The sequence below is a fragment of the Hallella absiana genome (genome assembly GCF_025457485.1).
Lineage (GTDB): Bacteria > Bacteroidota > Bacteroidia > Bacteroidales > Bacteroidaceae > Prevotella > Prevotella absiana.
Map to the genome: position 1 here is coordinate 266,654 of NZ_JAMXSP010000001.1, position 19,843 is coordinate 286,496.

General features: G+C 51.5%; 17 protein-coding genes. 13 read left to right on the plus strand and 4 right to left on the minus strand.

The genetic code is table 11. From position 1 onward, the window contains the following. The first annotated feature begins 304 nt into the window (after positions 1–304). On the plus strand, positions 305–1,174 hold the full coding sequence (locus NG346_RS01005) for a sigma-70 family RNA polymerase sigma factor (protein WP_262278746.1): 870 nt from the start codon (positions 305–307) through the stop codon (positions 1,172–1,174). Positions 1,175–1,253: 79 nt separating this feature from the next. Here the strand turns inward: NG346_RS01005 and NG346_RS01010 are convergent, their stop codons facing one another. The 3 genes from NG346_RS01010 to NG346_RS01020 all read right to left on the minus strand — a co-directional run bounded on the left by NG346_RS01010 (position 1,254) and on the right by NG346_RS01020 (position 5,096). Further along, the gene (locus tag NG346_RS01010) at positions 1,254–2,147 is read right to left on the minus strand and encodes a FimB/Mfa2 family fimbrial subunit (RefSeq protein WP_262278745.1); all 894 of its coding nucleotides are present in this window, start codon (positions 2,145–2,147) and stop codon (positions 1,254–1,256) included. 169 nt (positions 2,148–2,316) lie between these two features. After that, positions 2,317–3,945 (minus strand): class I adenylate-forming enzyme family protein, encoded by a 1,629-nt coding sequence (locus NG346_RS01015; protein WP_262278744.1) that lies wholly within the window; start codon positions 3,943–3,945, stop codon positions 2,317–2,319. A gap of 152 nt (positions 3,946–4,097) precedes the next feature. Next, positions 4,098–5,096, minus strand: a complete 999-nt coding sequence (locus NG346_RS01020; protein WP_262288120.1) for a PstS family phosphate ABC transporter substrate-binding protein — start codon at positions 5,094–5,096, stop codon at positions 4,098–4,100. 170 nt (positions 5,097–5,266) lie between these two features. On the opposite strand from NG346_RS01020, the gene NG346_RS01025 reads away from it, so the two are divergent. The 3 genes from NG346_RS01025 to NG346_RS01035 all read left to right on the plus strand — a co-directional run bounded on the left by NG346_RS01025 (position 5,267) and on the right by NG346_RS01035 (position 8,522). Next, a complete protein-coding gene (locus tag NG346_RS01025) occupies positions 5,267–6,142 on the plus strand; it encodes a phosphate ABC transporter ATP-binding protein (RefSeq protein WP_262278742.1) in 876 nt (291 codons plus the stop codon). A 129-nt stretch (positions 6,143–6,271) separates the two neighbouring features. Further along, positions 6,272–7,420 carry an ABC transporter substrate-binding protein gene (locus NG346_RS01030; protein WP_262278741.1) on the plus strand — a complete coding sequence of 383 codons (1,149 nt, stop codon included), beginning with the start codon at positions 6,272–6,274 and terminating at the stop codon, positions 7,418–7,420. 67 nt (positions 7,421–7,487) lie between these two features. Continuing rightward, positions 7,488–8,522 carry an iron chelate uptake ABC transporter family permease subunit gene (locus tag NG346_RS01035; RefSeq protein ID WP_262278926.1) on the plus strand — a complete coding sequence of 345 codons (1,035 nt, stop codon included), beginning with the start codon at positions 7,488–7,490 and terminating at the stop codon, positions 8,520–8,522. Between the two features lie 129 nt (positions 8,523–8,651). On the opposite strand, the gene NG346_RS01040 is transcribed toward NG346_RS01035, so the two are convergent. Then, positions 8,652–10,700 carry a TonB-dependent receptor plug domain-containing protein gene (locus NG346_RS01040; protein ID WP_262288121.1) on the minus strand — a complete coding sequence of 683 codons (2,049 nt, stop codon included), beginning with the start codon at positions 10,698–10,700 and terminating at the stop codon, positions 8,652–8,654. Positions 10,701–10,944: 244 nt separating this feature from the next. Here NG346_RS01040 and thiS point away from each other — a divergent pair, with 244 nt between their 5' ends. From thiS to pstC, 9 genes are all read left to right on the plus strand, one after another. Further along, positions 10,945–11,157: a sulfur carrier protein ThiS gene (gene thiS / locus NG346_RS01045; protein ID WP_154533359.1), complete on the plus strand. Its 213-nt coding sequence runs from the start codon at positions 10,945–10,947 to the stop codon at positions 11,155–11,157. Beyond that, positions 11,154–11,957, plus strand: coding sequence for a HesA/MoeB/ThiF family protein (locus tag NG346_RS01050; protein WP_262278739.1), 804 nt, complete (start codon positions 11,154–11,156; stop codon positions 11,955–11,957). The genes thiS and NG346_RS01050 overlap by 4 nt, the downstream gene beginning before the upstream one ends. Before the next feature lie 46 nt (positions 11,958–12,003). Then, entirely contained in the window at positions 12,004–12,396 is a 393-nt protein-coding gene (locus tag NG346_RS01055; protein ID WP_154533361.1) for a M67 family metallopeptidase, read from the plus strand. Between the two features lie 50 nt (positions 12,397–12,446). Continuing rightward, positions 12,447–14,867, plus strand: coding sequence for a sulfurtransferase TusA family protein (locus tag NG346_RS01060; protein WP_262288122.1), 2,421 nt, complete (start codon positions 12,447–12,449; stop codon positions 14,865–14,867). 2 nt (positions 14,868–14,869) lie between these two features. Then, positions 14,870–15,325: a precorrin-2 dehydrogenase/sirohydrochlorin ferrochelatase family protein gene (locus NG346_RS01065; RefSeq protein ID WP_262288123.1), complete on the plus strand. Its 456-nt coding sequence runs from the start codon at positions 14,870–14,872 to the stop codon at positions 15,323–15,325. 190 nt (positions 15,326–15,515) lie between these two features. After that, positions 15,516–16,421 (plus strand): sulfate adenylyltransferase subunit CysD, encoded by a 906-nt coding sequence (gene cysD / locus NG346_RS01070; protein WP_154533364.1) that lies wholly within the window; start codon positions 15,516–15,518, stop codon positions 16,419–16,421. Between the two features lie 75 nt (positions 16,422–16,496). Next, complete coding sequence (gene cysN, locus NG346_RS01075; RefSeq protein ID WP_262288124.1) at positions 16,497–17,774, plus strand: sulfate adenylyltransferase subunit CysN; 1,278 nt, start codon at positions 16,497–16,499, stop codon at positions 17,772–17,774. 36 nt (positions 17,775–17,810) lie between these two features. Then, entirely contained in the window at positions 17,811–18,518 is a 708-nt protein-coding gene (locus NG346_RS01080) for a phosphoadenylyl-sulfate reductase (RefSeq protein ID WP_262288125.1), read from the plus strand. A gap of 35 nt (positions 18,519–18,553) precedes the next feature. Continuing rightward, a complete protein-coding gene (pstC, locus tag NG346_RS01085) occupies positions 18,554–19,435 on the plus strand; it encodes a phosphate ABC transporter permease subunit PstC (protein ID WP_262288126.1) in 882 nt (293 codons plus the stop codon). Positions 19,436–19,843: the final 408 nt, after the last annotated feature.

Sequence of the window (19,843 nt, forward strand, 5' to 3'; positions counted from 1 at the left end):
TGACAACATCAAAAAGGTACTTTGACGAGAAATTCTCTAGAAAATTTCTCGTCAAAGTACCTTTCTGACCAGCCGGGAATAGCCGCATATTTATATATGTCTGATTATTAGCTACTTACAAAAACCAGCTGAAATTCGCGAAAATGAGAGCAAGATGTGGGCCGTTTCAGAAAATCGCCTGTATTTGGCCGCAAAAATGTCAGTTTATTCAACAAAAATATCAAGTCAGACACAATCGTTCTATTGGTACGGTTTTTGCATCTTGGCTACTGAGAAAATTAGAAGAGAAAGGATCATAATAGTCATGAGACAGTTAAAGATTGAACGTAGCATCACCAACCGGCAGAGCGAGTCACTCGACAAATACCTCTTGGAGATAGGCCGCATACCGATGGCCGACATCGACGAGGAGGAAGAGCTGGCCATGAAGATACAGAAAGGAGGCCGCGAGGGTGAGCGTGCCAAGGACAAGCTCATCCGTGCCAACCTGCGCTTCGTCGTGTCCGTTGCCAAGCAATATCAGCACAAGGGGCTCTCGCTGCCCGACCTCATCGACGAGGGCAACATTGGACTGGTCAAGGCGGCTGAGAAGTTCGATCCTACACGAGGCTTCAAATTCATATCCTACGCAGTGTGGTGGATCCGTCAGAGCATTTTGCAGGCCATCGCCGAACAGAGCAGAATGATCAGACTGCCACTCAACCAAGTGGGAGCCATCTCGAAGATCAACCAAGAGATCGAGAAGTTTGAGCAAACCAATCACCGCAAGCCGTCCACAGAAGAGCTGTCTGCCCTCACCAACATCGACAGCAATAAGATACAAGACGCCCTGACTGCTGACACACGGCACATGAGCATCGACGCACCATTCAACGAAGACGATAGCAACAGCCTGTCTGATCTGTTGCCTTCATCCGACCATACGGTGTCGAATATCACCAACCGCGAATCTATGCGCATCGACTTAGAGAGCATCTTTAAGAAAGTATTGAAGCCACGTGAGCAAGAGGTGATTACACGCAGTTTCGGCATTGGATGTCAAGAGGAAGGGCTCGAGGAAACTGGTGAGCGCTTGGGACTCACCCGCGAGCGGGTGCGCCAGATACGCGAAAAGGCTATTGAGAAAATCAGACGTAGTCCTTACGCCAAAATCCTCACCCAATATCTTGGATGAGAGGCTTAGGGTCTCTGTCTTTCATAAGTATATCCCCGACTTGAGCAAACGGCTCAAGCCGGGGATATTTCATTTTATATCAGAATGTGTTATCGTTCAGTCTCCACTCATCATTGGTCAATAGACGGTTGGAATAGTTGGCACTGGCTCCCGTACCCGCCCCGGTGAAGAAAGCTCCGGTGTACTTGGTGATCATATTGCATTGGATCTCCACACCATCAAAAATGTGCTGAATGATCTGATTGCCATTGCCGTCAAATGCTGTTACAGTGACCTTTAAAGTCTGACTGTCGGGTTTGGGAAAGGTGTATATATCAAAGTCATTAGCCTTGCCGACCATATCCGACGTGATCGCAAACTCCACGCTCTGCCGGGAGTTGACGCACCCTAAGCCTGTCACACCATTGAGCGTTGAGCTGCCGCCCGTGTAGGCGAACTTTAAAGTCTTGACATTTTTTGGCATGGTATCGGTCAGTGACAAGCGGAACATCGCCACGATACGCTTCATCATGATGTCTTCTGACGTGTCGGACTCCAAGTCTATGTCCTTGCAATACCAGAAGGTGTCACTCATTCCGCCACTGAAACAGACCTTCTCCGCGTTGGTCATCGTCGCACTCTTCGATCCTCTGTAGGCCAAAATCAAGATCTTGTACTTTCCGGCAGGCAGTGTCAACTGTATCTTTCCGAAGTCTTGGTCCGATGTCGTTTGGTTAACTTGCTTCACTCTTGTACCATCTTGATAAACAGCGACGCTCACCCTATTGCACAAGGTGGTAACATCCGCACTGCGCAACACTTCATAGGACTTCTCAAAATCGGCATCGCCAAGCCTGGCAATGCTAAGCCGTAGATTCACACCGCTTTCTTTGCGGACTTCTTCTGAGTCGTCGTCGCCTACATAAGCCTTCTGACAGGAGAACAGCAACAGACAGCAACACAATAGTATCAGAGAATATAACTGCTTTCTCATAGCAACAGGTTAAGAGATTAAACTTATTGCAAAAATAATAAAACGTCAACAAAGTGTTGACAAAAAAGGAGAAAAACTGAGAGTAAGACACAAAAAAACAGGAGAAGCAACGGAATTTTGTCGTTTCCGTCGCTTCTCCTATGTGTTTTAAGCCTTCATTTCGATTGAACTATACGCGATAGAGCAAACCATTGCGCAGGTCTTCGGCGGCGATGGCCTTGATCTTGGCATGGAGTTTCTTACCCGTAGCATTGAGTGGAACACTCGACACGAAGCGATAGTAACGCGGCCGCTTGAAGTTGGCAATCTCGGGGCTTTCCTTGCAGAACTCGTCCAACTCCTCGGCTGTGAGGCTCTCGTCAGCCTTGACGACGTATGCCGTGACGAGTTGTCCGCGCATCTTGTCAGGCACAGAAGTGACGATGCAGTCTTTCACCTTAGAATTGAGGTTGAGTACCTCCTCTATCTCCACGGGATAGATATTCTCGCCCGAAGAGATGATCATGTCGTCCTTACGGCCTACGATGGTGACAAACTGATGCTCATCCCACGTAGCCAGATCGTTGGTATAAAGGAATCCTTTGTAGTATTTCTGCTCGGTCTCCTCGGGATTGTTGACATATTTGAATGGCGACTTTGCCGGCGACGAGATGATCACCTCGCCGATCTCCGTGCCGTCGTCTTTGGCCAGGTCGTCGGGCTCGGCCCGCCGGTCTTCATAGACTTTCACCACACGCACGTCATCATCGACGCAAGAGGCACCGGCCGTACCGGCATTCTCCGGCAGATCGAAAGGCCGCAGGAAGGTGTTCCAAAAGGTCTCTGTCGTACCATAGCCGTTGAAGATATTTGGCGTGAGCACTTTCTGATAGCGGATGCAGGCTGAACGCTCAAGCGGACTGCCCATCGTCACGATGCCGTGCAGCGTACTGATGTCGTAGCCCTTGTCTTCCTGCTCATCGGCGAGACGCTCCAAGACGGTAGGCACGCCGATGACAAACGTGATCTTATAGCGGTCGATATATTTCAGCGTCAGTCCGGCGTCGAACTTGCGCATCACCACCAGGGCTGCTCCGGCGTAGAATGTAGGACAAGGACCGGCGCAGTGCAGTCCGCCACGATGGAACCAAGGAGTGGTGTTCATCGTCACGTCCTTATAGCTCATCGGGAAATGGATCATCACGTCGTGGCTGGAGAGCACCTCGTTGATGCTCGTCAGTGGCACAGCCTTGGCGTGTCCCGTCGTACCGGAGGTGAAGAGGCGTGTCGTCTCGTCGTAGATGTTATACTCGCAAGTAAATGACGGCTCCTCAGCCGTACTGCCATCGACATAGTCGACAAACGAGATGACCGTGCCGTCGCTGGCTCCGTCGACGACCACAAGGCGCTGAGGACGCCATCCACTCATCTTCACGGCAGCGAGAACATCGCCTTTGCGAGCCTCGTCAAAGAACAGTATTTTTGGTTTGTTGGTCTTCAACAGATCAGCCAACTCTCCCGACGAGAGTCGATAGCTCACCGGACTGTTGACAAAATGTCCTTTGTGGGCTGCAATATAAATAAAGGCAAACTCCGGGCTGTTGAGCATCATCATCATCATCACGTCACCCTTTTTCAGTCCGTCGGTCATCAGACGGTTGGTAAGCCGGTTGACATCAGCGTTGAGTTCACGGTAAGTCCATGTTTTCTTCTGAATGGGATCGATCATTGCCGTGCGCCATCCATAGCGGCGGACATTGCGCATAAATCCCTCAATCCATGTGTAGCGACTCTCAAATATTTCTTTAAAATCTGTCATTATTGATTGACTTTAACACTTTCAAAACTTTAAGTTTATAACAAAGTTATCCATTTTCTGCTTTATACTATATAACATTGTCAGCACAATTAAAGTAATTTAAAACATACTCACCATTTTCTGCACAACATCCCCAATGGCTGTGCAACATTTCAGTGCCTTACTTTCTGCTTTTCATGTACAGGGATAAATCCTGCCGGAATATTGTATTTCTGTCCCTCCTCTAAGATAAAACGGAGGAAAGCCTTGACGATGACATTCTGAGGTTTGCCTTTGCTCACCACAAATAGCTGTCGGGCTGGTGGCGAAGGATAACGTCCGTCTTGAATGGCCTTGATCAGAGATTGCTTTGAAGCATAGAACTGCTCATCTTTGCTGATGCGCCCGTCACCATCAGTGTCAATGGGGAAAAGCGCAATGCCTTCGTTGGGGCGTCCGGTCTGATCGTCGAAAGCATAGCTGATGTTGCACATGCCGAGCCCATAAGGATCGTTGGCCACCTGACGCACAATGCCCGGGTCCCCATAGACACCCGTGCCGCGCAAGTCCTCCTGATGGGATTTCAGCCAGGAGGCAAATGTCTCGGCAGCCCCACAGGCATCGCTGCGAGTGTAGACATTGATAAGCGCATGACTGTTCACGCCCGCTGCCTGCCCCCAGGTCTTGATGGTTCCGGTGACCCAAATGCCACATGCCACCTTCTGAGAGAGTCCCCGTCGAAGCAGCTGACGATAGAGCGGATGACGGATGTTGATGATGGGCACGACGGCATCCCGGGCTACAGCCACCGCCACGGCACCATGCTGCCGCTCGGGTGCTTTCAAGTCTCGCGACACCATTCCCAAGTCTACCTGTCCCGCCAGCACGTCGGTGACGCCCTTGCCCGAGCCTCCAGCCGACACGTCTATGGTCACTCCGGGATGCTGCTGGCTGAAGGCGTCGGCCCAACGAAGCATCAGCGGATAGAGCGCAAACGCTCCCGACACGGCAATGTTGCCCTGCAAGTCTCCGGCTTTGGCCGCTGGCTTACGCCCACAGCCACAGAAAAGTGTGGGCAACAAAAGAAACACGATGACAAGTTTCGTCACTCTACTCCTTATTATATATAGCATGTGTCGGATTGCTTTCTCTTTGCACGAGTTTTTCTTCATTGCATATTGCTTTAATCTACATGCAAAGATAGAAGGAATCAACAAAATAAGCAATCGCCCTATAAGGGTATTTGGCCATACCATCATTGTGGTATGAAAATACTATTAGCGTGGTATTCCCCGGCATCGAGGTTTTCCGTAACTTTGCAACTGTAAAAACAGAGACGCTTATGAACGCAATAGCAAGTACACTCCACCACTTCGGCAACGGCTTCCTCCCGTTTGCTTTCAGTAGCCTCAACAGAGAGGATGCTTCCTTCTCCGTGACCAACAAGTTTGCTCACGCCACGGGAGCGCGTCTGCAGACCCGTCACCTCAATGTCTACATCCATGGGGCTCACATACTGAAGGATATCAACGTGGAGATTCCCCGCAACAAGATCACCTGTATCATCGGCCCCTCAGGTTGCGGTAAGAGCACGTTGCTTCGCACGTTCAACCGTCTCAACGACAGCGTGGAAGGCCTGCGCATGACCGGCGAGGTCACCTTCGACGGTACCAACATCCTCAGGGCTGGCAGCAGTCGCCTCTCTGAACTTCGCCGCAACATCGGCCTCGTGCCTCAGCGTCCCTGCCCTCTGCCTATGAGCATCTACGACAATGTGGCTTACGGTTGCCGCATCCACGGCATCCATAACCGTCATCAGCAAAACAAGATCGTGCGCCACTATCTGCGCGCCGTGGGATTGTGGGACGAGGTCAAGGACAGACTCAACTCTCCGGCATCCCGCTTGAGCGGCGGACAGCAGCAACGTCTGTGCCTGGCCCGCAGCTTGGCCGTAGAGCCTACCTATCTGCTCGCTGACGAGAGCACAAGCGCACTCGATCCTATCAGCAGCCACAAGATTGAGGAACTCTTTACTGAATTGAAAGTCAACAACTCCATCGTGATGGTCACACACACATTGAGTCAAGCGCTACGCATTGCCGATCATGTCATCTTCATGTACATGGGCAAAGTCGTGGAAGAAGGCGATGCCGAACAGGTCTTCCGTCATCCAAAGAATGAGCTGACACAAAAGTATCTCAACGGCGCATTCAGCTAAAAAGACTTAGGTTTAGGCTGCTACGGACTTAGACTGTGTGTTTGAAAACGTCACGGGCTACCCCACTCTATCAAGAACAATATGAAAACGAACCATTTTTTGATTGACAGATATTTATTGAAAAGAGAGATGAAGAAGGGCATGGCCATAGTGCTGTGCCTTCTTTTGTTTTCTGCCTGCCGACCGGGCACGCTCAGCCATCGGGGGCAGAAAGCCGACGTGAGCGAGATTCTCTCAGACAGTGCCCACGTCACGCTTCGCTATGCAAAGAACTTCACCGTACGCTATCTCTCCGACGGAACACGTCTTGTCGACATCAGTGTGGCAGGACATAAGAGCCGGAGCACTTATCGTCTGGCGCTGATTCCCCGTGGTGTCAACGCTTCCGGCATTCCTAAGGAATACTATCATCGGGTGGAAGTACCGGTGGAGCGTTGCATTCCTATGGGCACGGAGCAGTTGGCTGCGTTCATCCAACTGCATGCACTCGACCAGGTTTCGGCCATCACCAGCGTGCGCCATCTGCAAGACAAAGACGTGAGGCACCGCATCGCTGAGGGTAAGATCGCCAAGATTGGCTATGAAGGGAACTTCGACACCGAGACGGTCATGGCGCTTCAACCCGACGCTATCCTCGTCTCCCCTTTTAAGAAAGGCGGTTATGAAGCTTTGCAGCAAGTAGGCTCGCCACTGATTCCTTATACAGCTTTCAAGGAGCCCACACCACTGGGTCAGGCCGAATGGGTAAAGCTCGTGGGTATGCTCACGGGCAGAGAGAAGGAAGCCAACGCTTTCTTCCAACAAGTGGAACAACACTATCACGCTTATCAAGCCTTAGCCGCAAAGGCAACGCACCGACCAACCATCTTCAGCGGGGAGCAGAAAGGCGGACAGTGGTTTGTCATGGGCGGCAAGAGCTATCTCGCCCAACTCCTGCGCGATGCCGGTGCTGTCTATCTCCCTCAACACGACCAACACACGGGCGGTTTCCCCTCTGACTTTGAGTCTATGTATGCCATGGCAGCCCAAGCCGACTATTGGCGGGTGATGAACAGCTATCCCGGCACGTTTTCCTATCAGGCACTCAAGGCTGAGGACCAGCGCAATGAGCAATTCCTTGCCTTTCAACGCCACCATGTGATCTATTGCAATATCGCATCCAGCGGCTATCACGAGCTGGCACCCTTGCGCCCCGACTGGCTATTGGCCGACTTCATCAAAGCCATTCATCCGGAGCTCCTGCCCACCTATCACCCCCATTTCTACAAGCTTCTCTAATCAACAAGAAGTCTCCTGTTTGTGATAAGTCGCTCTTTACAACTCAGAATTGAAATCTCGCATCATGATGCACCGCAACCCAATCGCCACTTTCATCTTGCTCACAGTCGGCTTAGCACTGTTGTTTGCTCTCAACCTGCTGTGGGGCTCTGTTCCCATTTCTTTGCATGAGACACTTGCTATCCTCTTTCATGGCAACGAGACTTCTACTACAAGTATCATTCATCGCAACATCATCCTGAGTTCCCGGCTTCCCCAAGCACTGACTGCCGTGGTAGCCGGTGCCGGTCTGGCTGTGTCCGGCCTGCAGATGCAGACCGTTTTCCACAATCCTTTAGCTGGTCCATCGGTCTTGGGCATCACATCGGGAGCATCGCTCGGTGTCGCCATAGTCGTTCTGCTGGCTGGTACATTGGGCAGCAGTGCTCTGAGCAGCATGGGCTTCCTTGGCAATGTAGCACTGACAAGCGCGGCAATACTCGGTGCGATGGGCACACTGCTGTTGATGACGTTTTTTGCCCGACGTGTAGAGAACACGGTGACGTTGCTTATCATCGGTGTGATGATTGGCTACGTAGCCAATGCTGCCATTGGCGTACTGAAATGCTTTGCCAACGACGACGACGTTCGCGAATATGTCATTTGGGGACTGGGCAGTTTCTCCCGAGTTTCTGGCAATGCCGTCACTTTGTTTATATCTGTCATGGCTATCTTGTTGCCTCTGACCTTTTTCATGGTGAAGCCCATGGATTTGCTGTTGCTTGGCGACAGCTATGCACGTAATTTAGGTTTGAACATTCGCAGGGCGCGCGCTCTGGTCATTCTCTTCAGTGGTGCCATCGTAGCCGTTGTCACCGCCTATTGCGGTCCTATTCTCTTTATTGGTCTCGCTGTACCTCATTTGTGCCGTGGCATTCTGCAAACAGGTAGTCACCGTCTGCTGGTGCCTGCTTGTCTGCTCACGGGAGCCCTGCTGGCTCTCTTCTGTAATCTGGTCGCCCGCTTGCCGGGCTACGAGGGTGTACTACCGGTCAACTCCGTGACTGCACTCGTCGGTGCACCAGTGGTCGTCAGTGTGTTACTAAAAAGAAAAAGGGGATAGAGCCCACCGACTCTATCCTCTTTTTCTTTTCTGTTCTATGACTTCTATCGTTTTCTATAGTATCTATAGATTCTATAGTCTCTATAGCCTCTATAGATTCTATGCCTCCTACAGCATCAACTCTCTCTGCTAATATTTGATCCTCAGTCCCGCAACAATCGTTGTACCCGAGGAAAAGTTGGAATATCTCCGCAACGTACTGTCAATGCGCCGGTCACGGGTATTCAACACATTGTCCACACCCAGGCTCGGCATCACCTCCAAGCCACGGAAGCGAAAGGTATGCGTGGTGGAGATATTCCAAAGCCCATATCCCGGTGCATCCTCGTAGGGTACCGGATAATAGGTCTTGCTCTGCAAACGCCCGTCGGCATGGAGCCCCAGCGTGTATCGTCCCCAACGATGGATATAGTCAGCACCCAGCGTGACAGTGTTGCGGATACTGCGCTCTACATTAGACCAAATCCCATCGGACTGTTGTCGGGCAAGAATATAGCTGTAGTTGGCAAAGAGACTGAGACCGTCTAACGGTTCCACCGTGAAATGGGCACGCAAACCGTAAACCCGTCCCCGGTCGCTGTTGTCGTAGCGATTATAGTGTGTAAGCGTTATGGCCTGTGCGTCGGTAATCTCCGGAAAGTCGCGGCGAAGGGAAGCTACCTCGTCGGCATCCACACTGACAATCGTCTTGACGATCATGTCATGGATATTGTTGACGAAAGTTGTTATGCCAGCCGTCCATTTCCGTGTTTGATATTCCGCGTTGAACGAGAAATAGTCGCTGGTCTCTGCTTTGAGGTTGCTGTTGCCAATAGTCAGCGTAGGAAAGTTGCGCACAAAGGTATAGTAATGATAGTACAGCTCATCAAGGCCTGGTGCACGGTAGCCACGACTGTATGACGCTCTCAACTGCAAATGGCCGTAATGATAGAGCAATGCCACCTTGGGCGTGAAGTTATTGCCAAAAGTCTCATGATAGGTATAGCGCATTCCCAAGAGTGCTTTCAAATTTTTGGTCAGTGCCTGCTCGTGTTGCAGATACCCTGCCCATGTGTAGACATGGCGATCGACGCTTCCCGAAATAGCATCAAGAAAACTGTTTTGCCAGTCAATGCCAGCGATGGTTGTTGCGCCTTGCAGAAAAGAGAACACACCTTTGAGCTCTCCTTCGTAGAGTCGTTGTGTCTTCTTGCGTACATAGTCGCCAACCGCGTAAGTCTTGGTCGCCACGTCGTACTCGTTACCATAGGAATAATGGTCGCCGTTGAAGCGCAGCTGCAGACTGTTTTTGGCAGAGAGTCGATACGTGGCTCCGGCGTCCCACCGCCAAGCTTCTGAGCGCAACTCATAGTCAAAGCCGCCGGCGACATCAGTCTGAGTCTCGGGTCTCACCGTCTTATGCCAGTTATAGCTGCCCTCGGCAAAAAGGCTCAATGCCTTATGATTGTCATAAGCAAATCGCTGGGTAACAAGGTTGGTACGCCAGCCAGAGGCCAGAGGAGCCAGCGACTGATAGGTGTCCCCGTCTGTACCACTCTTGTAAGTCAAGGGATTGTTGCGATAATAACCGCTCTGGTCATGGGTAAAGGAGGTCAGACTGCTGAAGCCACGGAAACCCAATTGCAGATTGGTAGCCTGTCGGAACTGTCCATGGGCAGACACCCTGGTATCGGTAGTGAAGGACAATGGTTTCGAAGCCTCTTGTAGCGTGATGATGTTAACCACACCGCCGATGGCATCACTGCCATAGAGCGAAGAGGCCGCTCCATCGAGAACCTCAATACGCCGCACGTTGGTCATGTCGATGCGGTTGAGATTGACATTGCCCGAGATGTCGCCGATGAGCCGTTTGCCATTAAGCAAAATCAGCGCATATTTGTTGCTCAATCCATTGAGCCGCAGATAGGCACCCGTGGAATTGGGTGATATCGAAAGCTGAGGCAACTGCCTGACTACAGACTCTGCGAACAACCGGGGTGAAGACGAGCTTATACTCCCCTGCCCGATTACCTCCACGGGACTGATGGCAGAGCGCAACCGCTGATGATGACCAGTACCCGTGACCACCACGGGATTGAGACTATAGACCCGTTGCTTTGCCACACTGTCGGTCTGGGCAACCAAGGGCAACGAGACAAATAATAATAAAAGAGGTGTAGTGCTTTGTCTATGCTTCATGCTTTCTATTTTGATGATATACTGGGCTCTTCCATTGTCAAAGCCTAACAAAATGCAAAGTTATGCCAAAATAGTTAAACAGGCAATACCATAGATAGAGTAGATGTCTACCACAATTGTGGGATGGCAATATACCGATAGAGGGGTATTACATCCCAAGCAAAAAATAGCGAACTTTGCAAACGAAAATCAACGAAAGTTGTAATGCCCCAATCAAGCAACAAAAACATCAAAATATAGCATTATGGCACAGATTATCGTAAACGACGAAAAGCAAGACGTGACACTGCCGCTGACACTCAGCGAACTCATCAAGCAGAACAAGGTTTTCCAGCCTGAGATGGTGACCGTGCAGGTCAACGAAGAGTTTGTGGAGAAAGAAGACTACGACAAGACACAAATCAAGGAAGGTGACCATGTAGACTTCCTTTATTTCATGGGAGGAGGCAGCTTATGATAGACTTGACAGAAGACCAGATAGAGCGCTACAGCCGTCATATTCTCTTACAGGATGTTGGGCTTGAGGGTCAGGAAAAGATTCTCAACGCCCGTGTTCTCATTGTCGGTGCCGGTGGCTTGGGCGCACCCGCCGCTATGTATCTTGCAGCAGCTGGTGTGGGACACATCGGCATCGTAGACGCCGACGTGGTGGACTTGAGCAACCTGCAACGGCAGATTATCCATTTCACCAAAGACGTGGGACAACCAAAGGTGGAGAGTGCCAAAGAAAAGATGCTCGCCATCAACCCTGACGTGGAGGTAACTACCTACCACGAATTCATGGACTCGTCCAACGCCAAGAAGATCATCGAACCGTGGGACTTTGTCATCGACGGTACCGATAACTTCCCCGTGAAGTTTCTCATCAATGATGCCTGCGTGATGCTTGGCAAGGCATTCAGCCACGGTGGCATTCTGCGCTTCCGCGGTCAGACGTTTACCCATGTGCCAGGCTCAGCCTGCTACCGTTGCTTCTTTAAGGAACCGCCACCAGCCGGTGCTGTACCCACTTGCTCGCAGGCAGGAGTGCTCGGTGCCATTGCCGGTATGTTGGGCACCATACAAGCTGCCGAGGCTCTGAAATATATCCTTGGCGTAGGTGAACTGCTCACCAACCGCCTGCTCACCTTCGATGCCAAAACGATGAACTTCCGCACGATCAAGGTCAAGCGACGCACCAACTGCGAGATCTGTGGTGAACATCCCACCATCGACCATCTCATCGACTACGAACAGACAGCGTGCGATCTGCACTAAACGTTCACAGCACTGTCTCCCACACCTATTTATAATATACAGCACCATGAAAATCAACGATGATGTCATCCAGCAAATGATCGCACAGGCACAGAAAGACGCACCCTTGGAGACGTGTGGCTATCTGCTCGGCAACGACGGCGTTGTAACCGAAAACTACTGGATGGAGAATATCGATCACAGTTCGGAACATTTCTCCTTCGCGCCTAAGGATCAGTTTGCAGCCTTGAAATACGCTCGTACTAAGCATCTGAAGATTCTCGCCAACTGGCATTCTCATCCCGCCAGTCCCTCACGACCATCACAAGAGGATATCCGGCTGGCCAATGATCCTACCATCCGCTATGCCATCCTCTCGCTCCACGACGGCATACACCTCAACTCCTTCAAGATTCTACAGGGTGAAGTCGTTGACAAAGAGAGTCATTATGAAGGATAAAGAATGAATGCCGAACGACGAATGATAAATGAATAAAATGACATAATAGCATGTACCGCATACCTTCCACACTCAACAGCGACTTGGACTACACCGAGTCACTGATCAAAAAATATCAGGCCGGTGAGATCAAAGCCGGTGAACTGAAAAGCAACCGCGTGCCCATGGGCATCTATGAGCAACGCAAAAACGAGCACTATATGCTCCGCGTACGGTGCGCTGGCGGACTTATCACACCCAAGCAACTTGCCGAGGTGGCTTATGTGGGACGACAGGTATCCACATCGCACCTGCATATCACCACACGTCAAGAGATACAAATTCATAACGTCGATCTGCGGGACGCTGTTCCGGCATTGCGCAAACTCGAAAAAGTAGGGCTCTCCACAGCAGGCGGCGGCGGCAACACCGTACGCAACATGATGGTCAACGACCGTAGCGGACTGGTTGCCGAAGAGGCTTTCGATGTCTACCCCGTGGTTGAGGAACTTACCTCCCGACTCATCGCAGAGCGTGACTCATTCACCATGCCTCGAAAATACAAGGTAGCCATAGACTACAACGAGCAGGATGCCCACTACTCTTTTGTGGCTGACTTTGGATTGCAGGCAAGGATCGTTGACGGACAACGTGGCTACCGCGTGCTCATCGCCGGCAGCACGGCTCCTAATCCTCACACTGGATGGGAGGTATTTGACTTCCTGCCCGAGGTTGATCTTTACCGGGCTGCCAAAGCTCTGAAAAACTGGTTCAACAAATATGGCAACCGACGCAACCGCCACAAGGCCCGCATGCGCTATGTGTTCTATAAATATGGTGAAGAGGAGGCAAAGCGACTCTATCTTGAAGAGTTCAAAGAACTGAAGAGAGACGGCTCACTCGATTTCTTTGTGCCCACACTGCCCCTCGAGCATCATCGTCCCGACTTTACGCCCGAAAAAGATGATAGCGAGGAGTTTCTTCGCTGGAAACGCCGCTATGCCCACGCACAGACCACTGAAGAGGGAAAGCGCGAGAATCTGTGGTTTGCCTACCTGCCTGTAGACCATGGCAACAACCGACCGGAGTTCTTCGCCGAGGTGGCGGACTATCTGGCCAACTATGGCAACGATGTCATCCGTTTCACCAAACGCGAACAAATCCAGGTGCGCAACATCCCCGAGGAATATCTCCCAAACATCTACCATTTCTTCAAGCGTTTAGGTGACTATCAGGTCGACTATCCCGTTGTCGTCACGAACTTCACATCATGCACAGGAGCAGACACTTGCCGTCTGGGCATCTGTCTGCCAAAAGGTGCCATCAATGCTATCACCAAGAAATTGCTCGCCAGCGACCTCGACCTTGATGCCATCCCTGACTTTGAGCTGAAGATGAACGGCTGCACAAATATCTGTGCCAATGCAACATGGGCCGACTTGGGATTCAGCGGACGCATCGGTCGCGTCGGCGACGACCCGTTCCCTGCCTACACGGTATGGCTGCCTCTCAAGGGACGCAACGAGATCGACCTTAGCGTAGGATATATCCCAGCCCGCCATCTACCGGGATTTGTCGAAGACTATCTTCGTGATGTCATCGCCGAGAAAGGCAACTATGCCGACTACTACGACTATGTGGTCAAGCACGGCGCCGAGGTGGTGAAGCTGCTGCTTGAGAAATATAAGACTGTGAAACCCTATGCCGAGGAACCGGATGCCTACCACGACTGGGAAGACGACGAGAAGTTCAGCCTCATCAAATATGAGCAGGCTGAGTGCTCGGCCGGACTCTTCGACATTATTGAACTTGACCAGGACACGATCACGGAGAAGCGCAAGGCCATCGCCGCTGGTACGGCCAAAGACTTGGAGAAAGAACTCCACGACATCGTGTTCGCCGAGAACCGTATGCTCCTCGTTACACGTGGCATAGACCCGCGCACCGACGACGACGTATACAACGGTTTCCTCAAAGAGTTCATCTCTACCGGTATCGTTCCTCAGAAGTTCAGCGTGCTCACCGACCGGGCCCGCCGTCACGAGCCCCTCGCCGATCAGCAACCTCTCATCTATGAGCTCGCCGACCTGCTCAACGAACTCTACAAAGGCATGGACGACAACCTGCAGTTCAAAACGGTTTCAGCGACTGCTCAGCCTCAGCCAGCAGTTTCGAAGCAGACAGATGCTACACCGGAGCCCGCAGTGGCGAAAGCATCCCCTGCTCCGGCAACGTCAGCAGCCGCGCCTTCAAAACCAGATGGTCTCACGCCCGACGTGAAGAAAGACTTCCGTGGTGTGGCGTGCCCGATGAACTTCGTCAAAACAAAGATCGCACTCGCTCCCATGAAGAGCGGTCAGGTACTCGAAATTCTCCTCGACGACGGACAGCCTATTCAAAATGTGCCGGGAAGCGTGAAAAGCGAAGGTCATACCGTGCTGTCTACCGAGAAGGTCGACAACTATTGGAAAGTACTCATCAAAAAGAAATAGCTTTGAATTATCTTCCCATAGCCCTTGCCCTCGCCGAGGCTCCCGTTGTCATCATCGGGGGCTGCGACGAGGGCGTGCGCAAGGCACAACGCCTGGCCCGTCTGACCACCGATGTCACCTTCATCGCTCCCCACATTCCGGACAGCGTGCGCAGTCTCGGCTTCACACTCAAGGAAAAGAATTTCGAAACGGGTGACCTCAACGGTGTGAAGGTGCTCTTCATCTGTACCGACGATGAACGCCGCAACCACGACATTTACCGCATGGCTCACGAGCGAGGCATCCTCGCCTGTGTCTGTGACGACAAGCCCTATTGCGATTTCATCTCGCCCGCCATCGTCCGACAAGACAACATCACCGTTGCAGTAGGCTCTGACGGCAGTGATGTACGACGATCTATACGCATTCGCAACCGTATTAAAGCATTGATAGAGAGTGGTCTGCTCGACATGAGCTGACCACTTTTTTGTTCATCTACACCTACTCTTTGCTATTATATTCATCCATTTCACTACATAATACCCTCTTTGGGGTATCATCTTCTACCACATTGATGGGATATCAAATGGTCATAGTGTGGTATTTCCATAATCCCGGATTTACCGTAACTTTGCAAACAGTAAACGAGATAACATCACATTATTATATATGGACAACAAAACCATTCAACACCTCAAGGAACTCGAATCGGAGAGCATATATGTGTTGCGTGAAGTAGCGGCACAGTTCGAGCGACCTGTCATCCTTTTTTCTGGCGGCAAGGACAGCATCGTATGCACTTACCTGGCCTACAAGGCTTTCTATCCTGCCAAGATTCCCTTCCCATTGTTGCACATCGATACTGGACACAACTTTCAGGAGACCCTCGACTACCGCGATGCTCTGGTGAAGAAACTCGGACTGGAACTCATTGTTGGATCAGTACAGGAGAGCATCGACACGGGACGCGTGAAAGAGGAAACCGGCTACTATGCCAGCCGCAACAAACTACAGATTACGACACTGCTTGACACCATCGACAAATACAAGTTCGACGCTGCCATCGGAGGCGCACGACGCGACGAGGAAAAAGCACGCGCCAAGGAACGTTTCTTCAGCCATCGCGACGAGTTCGGACAATGGAACCCTAAGAACCAGCGACCCGAACTGTGGAACATCTTCAACGGGCGCAAAAACATGGGGGAGCACTTCCGCGTCTTCCCTATCTCCAACTGGACCGAGATGGACGTGTGGCAATATATCTACCAGGAGAACATCCCCATGCCGAGCCTCTACTTCACTCATGAGCGTGAGGTGTTTCAGCGCGATGGTCAATGGCTGGCAGCCCTTCCCGTCATCAAGCGCAAGCCTACGGAGCAAGTAGTGAAGAAGCTCGTGCGGTGCCGAACCATCGGTGACATCACCTGCACGGGACTCACCGAGTCAAAAGCTACCACCGTGGCCGACATCATCGATGAGATCGCTTCCACGCGAGTCACTGAGCGTGGCGGACGAGCTGACGACAAACGCTCGGAGACTGCTATGGAGGACCGCAAGAAAGCAGGATACTTCTAAAGAGTTGAGAGTTGAAAGTTGAAAGTTGAGAGTTGAGAGTTACGGATTACGAATTAGAAATTAGAAACTAAGATTATGACCAAACGAGGATATTTAGATATGGAGTTGCTGCGCTTCTCCACGGCGGGCAGCGTAGACGACGGCAAGAGCACACTCATCGGACGACTGCTCTACGACAGCAAGTCGATCTTTGAAGACCAGCTCGAAGCGGTAGAGGCTGCATCGAAAAGTAGAGGAAACGAGGAGGTGAACCTCGCCCTGCTTACTGACGGACTGCGTGCCGAGCGCGAGCAAGGCATCACCATCGACGTGGCATACCGATATTTTGCCACCCCAAAACGAAAGTTTATCATCGCTGATACTCCGGGACACATCCAATACACACGCAACATGGTCACCGGCGCCAGTACCGCTGACCTGAGCATCATCCTCGTTGACGCACGTCACGGCGTGCTCGAACAGACGGTGCGTCACAGCTACATCTCATCACTCCTTGGCATCCCACACATTGTAGTGGCTATCAACAAGATGGACCTTGTCGACTTCTCTCAAGAAGTGTATGACAAAATTGTCGAGGACTACAGAAAGATGTCGGAAACGCTGCATATCAAGAACGTGGTGTTCATCCCCATCAGCGCCAAGGATGGCGACAACGTGGTGAACAAAAGCGAGCGCACACCCTGGTACAAGGGTAAAGCCCTGCTCGACTATCTCGAGACTGTACCCGTGGGACACAAGACTGTGAGCGACTTCTTCCGCTATCCGGTACAATATGTCATCCGCCCCATCAGCAAGGATTTCCCTGACTACCGTGGTTATGCCGGACGTGTCAGCGGTGGCATCATCCGCCCGGGAGACCGTGTACGTGTCCTACCCTCTGGACTGGAAAGCACCGTAAAGAGCATTGACTTCGCCGGTGATAGCCTCGATGAGGCCTATGCTCCCGAGAGCGTCACCATTCGTCTGAACGACGAGATAGACATCAGCCGGGGCGACACGCTCGTGAAAGCAGATGAGAAACAGCCACAAGTGGAGCAGGACGTGACGTTGGACGTGTGCTGGCTCAATCAAACACCAGCCCAGATACGCAAGAAATATATCATCCGACAGGCTACCTTCGAGACGCAGGGCATGATCCGAAGCATCAACTTCCGACGCAATATCAATACACTGGAGAAAGAACAAAACGTCAGCGAACTCGCTATGAACGACATCGCCGAGATTACCATCCACACGGCTCAGCCTCTCGTCTTCGATGCCTACGATGAAAACAAAGTCACCGGCAGCCTCATCATCATTGACCCTGACACCAACGAGACGGTGGGAGCGGGAATGATTAAGAATGTTGAATGATCAATGTTGAGTGATGAATTATATTAGTGTATAAGGATGAATGAAGAATTAATCACACGGCTTAATGCTGAGCTGGAAGGGAAGAGTGCTGAAGAGGTGATTCGCTATTTCCTGGAACACTACAAGGGACGCATCGCTCTTTCGTCCAGTCTGAGCATCGAGGATCAAGTGCTCACCGACATCATCGTCAAAGAAGCACCCACAACACGCATCTTTACCCTCGACACGGGCCGTCTCTTTCCCGAGACCTATCAGCTCATCGACCGTACCGACATGAAGTATGACATTAAGATAGAGGTATTCTTTCCTGACTACCACGAGGTACAGCGCATGGTAAGAGAAGAAGGCATCAACCTTTTCTATAACTCTGTAGAGAGCCGCCATCGCTGTTGTCAGATCCGCAAGTTGGAACCATTGCACCGGGCCATGCAAGGACTCGACGTGTGGGTGTGCGGACTGAGACGTCAGCAAAGCGTGACCCGTAAGGACATGAACCTCGTGGAATGGGACGACATGCACGGACTTATCAAGGTGAATCCGCTCATCGAGTGGACTGAGCAGCAGGTGTGGGACTATATCCATGAACATAGCGTGCCCTATAACAAGCTCCACGATAAGGGATACCCCAGCATTGGCTGCGAGCCCTGCACACGCGCCGTGAAGCCTGGCGAGGATATCCGATCGGGACGATGGTGGTGGGAAGACCCCAACCACCGAGAATGCGGACTGCATCAGAGAAACTAAGAAAAAGCAAAAAGTAAGTGAGTAAAGTGAGCAGAATGACCTATCGCATTTTTAAAGATAAGATGGCTGGTAGCGTGATGGCAGCCTTGACAATGGCTGCCATCCTGCTGGTGGTGGTCATGGCAGTGGAACTATGCGTGAAGTCAGCGCCCATCCTTCGCCACTACTCGCTTTGGACGTTGCTCACCGAAAGCCATTGGAAACCCATGAAGGGCGAGTTTGGCTTTCTGCCTTTCTTGGCCGGTACGTTCTGGTGCACAGTAGTGGCCATCGTACTGGCACTGCCCGTGTCGCTGTTCATGGCTGTCTATCTCACAGAATATGCCCGACCACGATTACGCGCTTATGCTTACCCACTCCTTGACATACTGGCCGGACTGCCATCGGTCATCTATGGCGTATGGGGCTCTTTGCTCATCGTGCCATGGATATCACACACAGTGGCACCTCTCGTAGGCAAGCAGAGCAGTGGCTACACCGTGTTGGCAGGTGGCATCGTCCTTGGTGTGATGATTCTGCCGCTGCTCATCTCGCTCTTCATGGAGCTCTTTGCCAATGTAGGTAATGACCTGCGCGAGGCATCGACGGCACTGGGAGCCACACGCTGGCAAACGGTAAAACATGTTGTGCTCCGACAATCAGCACCAGGAATGATGGCGGCTATCGTATTGGCCCTGAGCCGTACGATGGGTGAGACAATCGCAGTACTGATGGTCTGCGGCAATCTCGTCATTGTGCCCAGTTCGCTGTTGGATGCTTGCTATCCTATCCCGGCTCTCATTGCCAACAACTATGGCGAAATGCTCTCAGTACCCATGTACGAGAGTGCACTCATGCTTGCCGCCTTTCTCCTCTTCATCCTTGTTGTGCTGATGAATATCGGGTCGAGAATCATACTTAAAAGAGTTAGGAGTTAGCCCAAAGGACATATAATCATTAAACAACAAGAAGAGGAGCCCGTGTAACATATTTCTCCCCTTCCCCTCGGGGAAGGATTAAAGGGTGAGGCTGTTATGAATAAGTTAGCGTTTTATGAAGAAAAGTTGGCTAAGACCTTGATGTACCTGAGTGTACTCGTCGTGGTCTATTGTGTGGTGAGTGTTATAGGAGCCATCCTACAGCGCGGATTACCCGTGCTGTCGTGGCAAATGGTGAGCGAGGTGCCGGGCGGAGGATTTTTCATCGGTGGTAAGGGCGGCTTTCTCGGGTCAGTTGCAAAAGTCCGTGGATGCCTTAGGGGGAGGACTAACCAAATATATTGCGCAAGCGGTATACGAAGAAAGGAAGATCCGCCACTCCTCTCATCTGTGATCTGAACCCTTTGA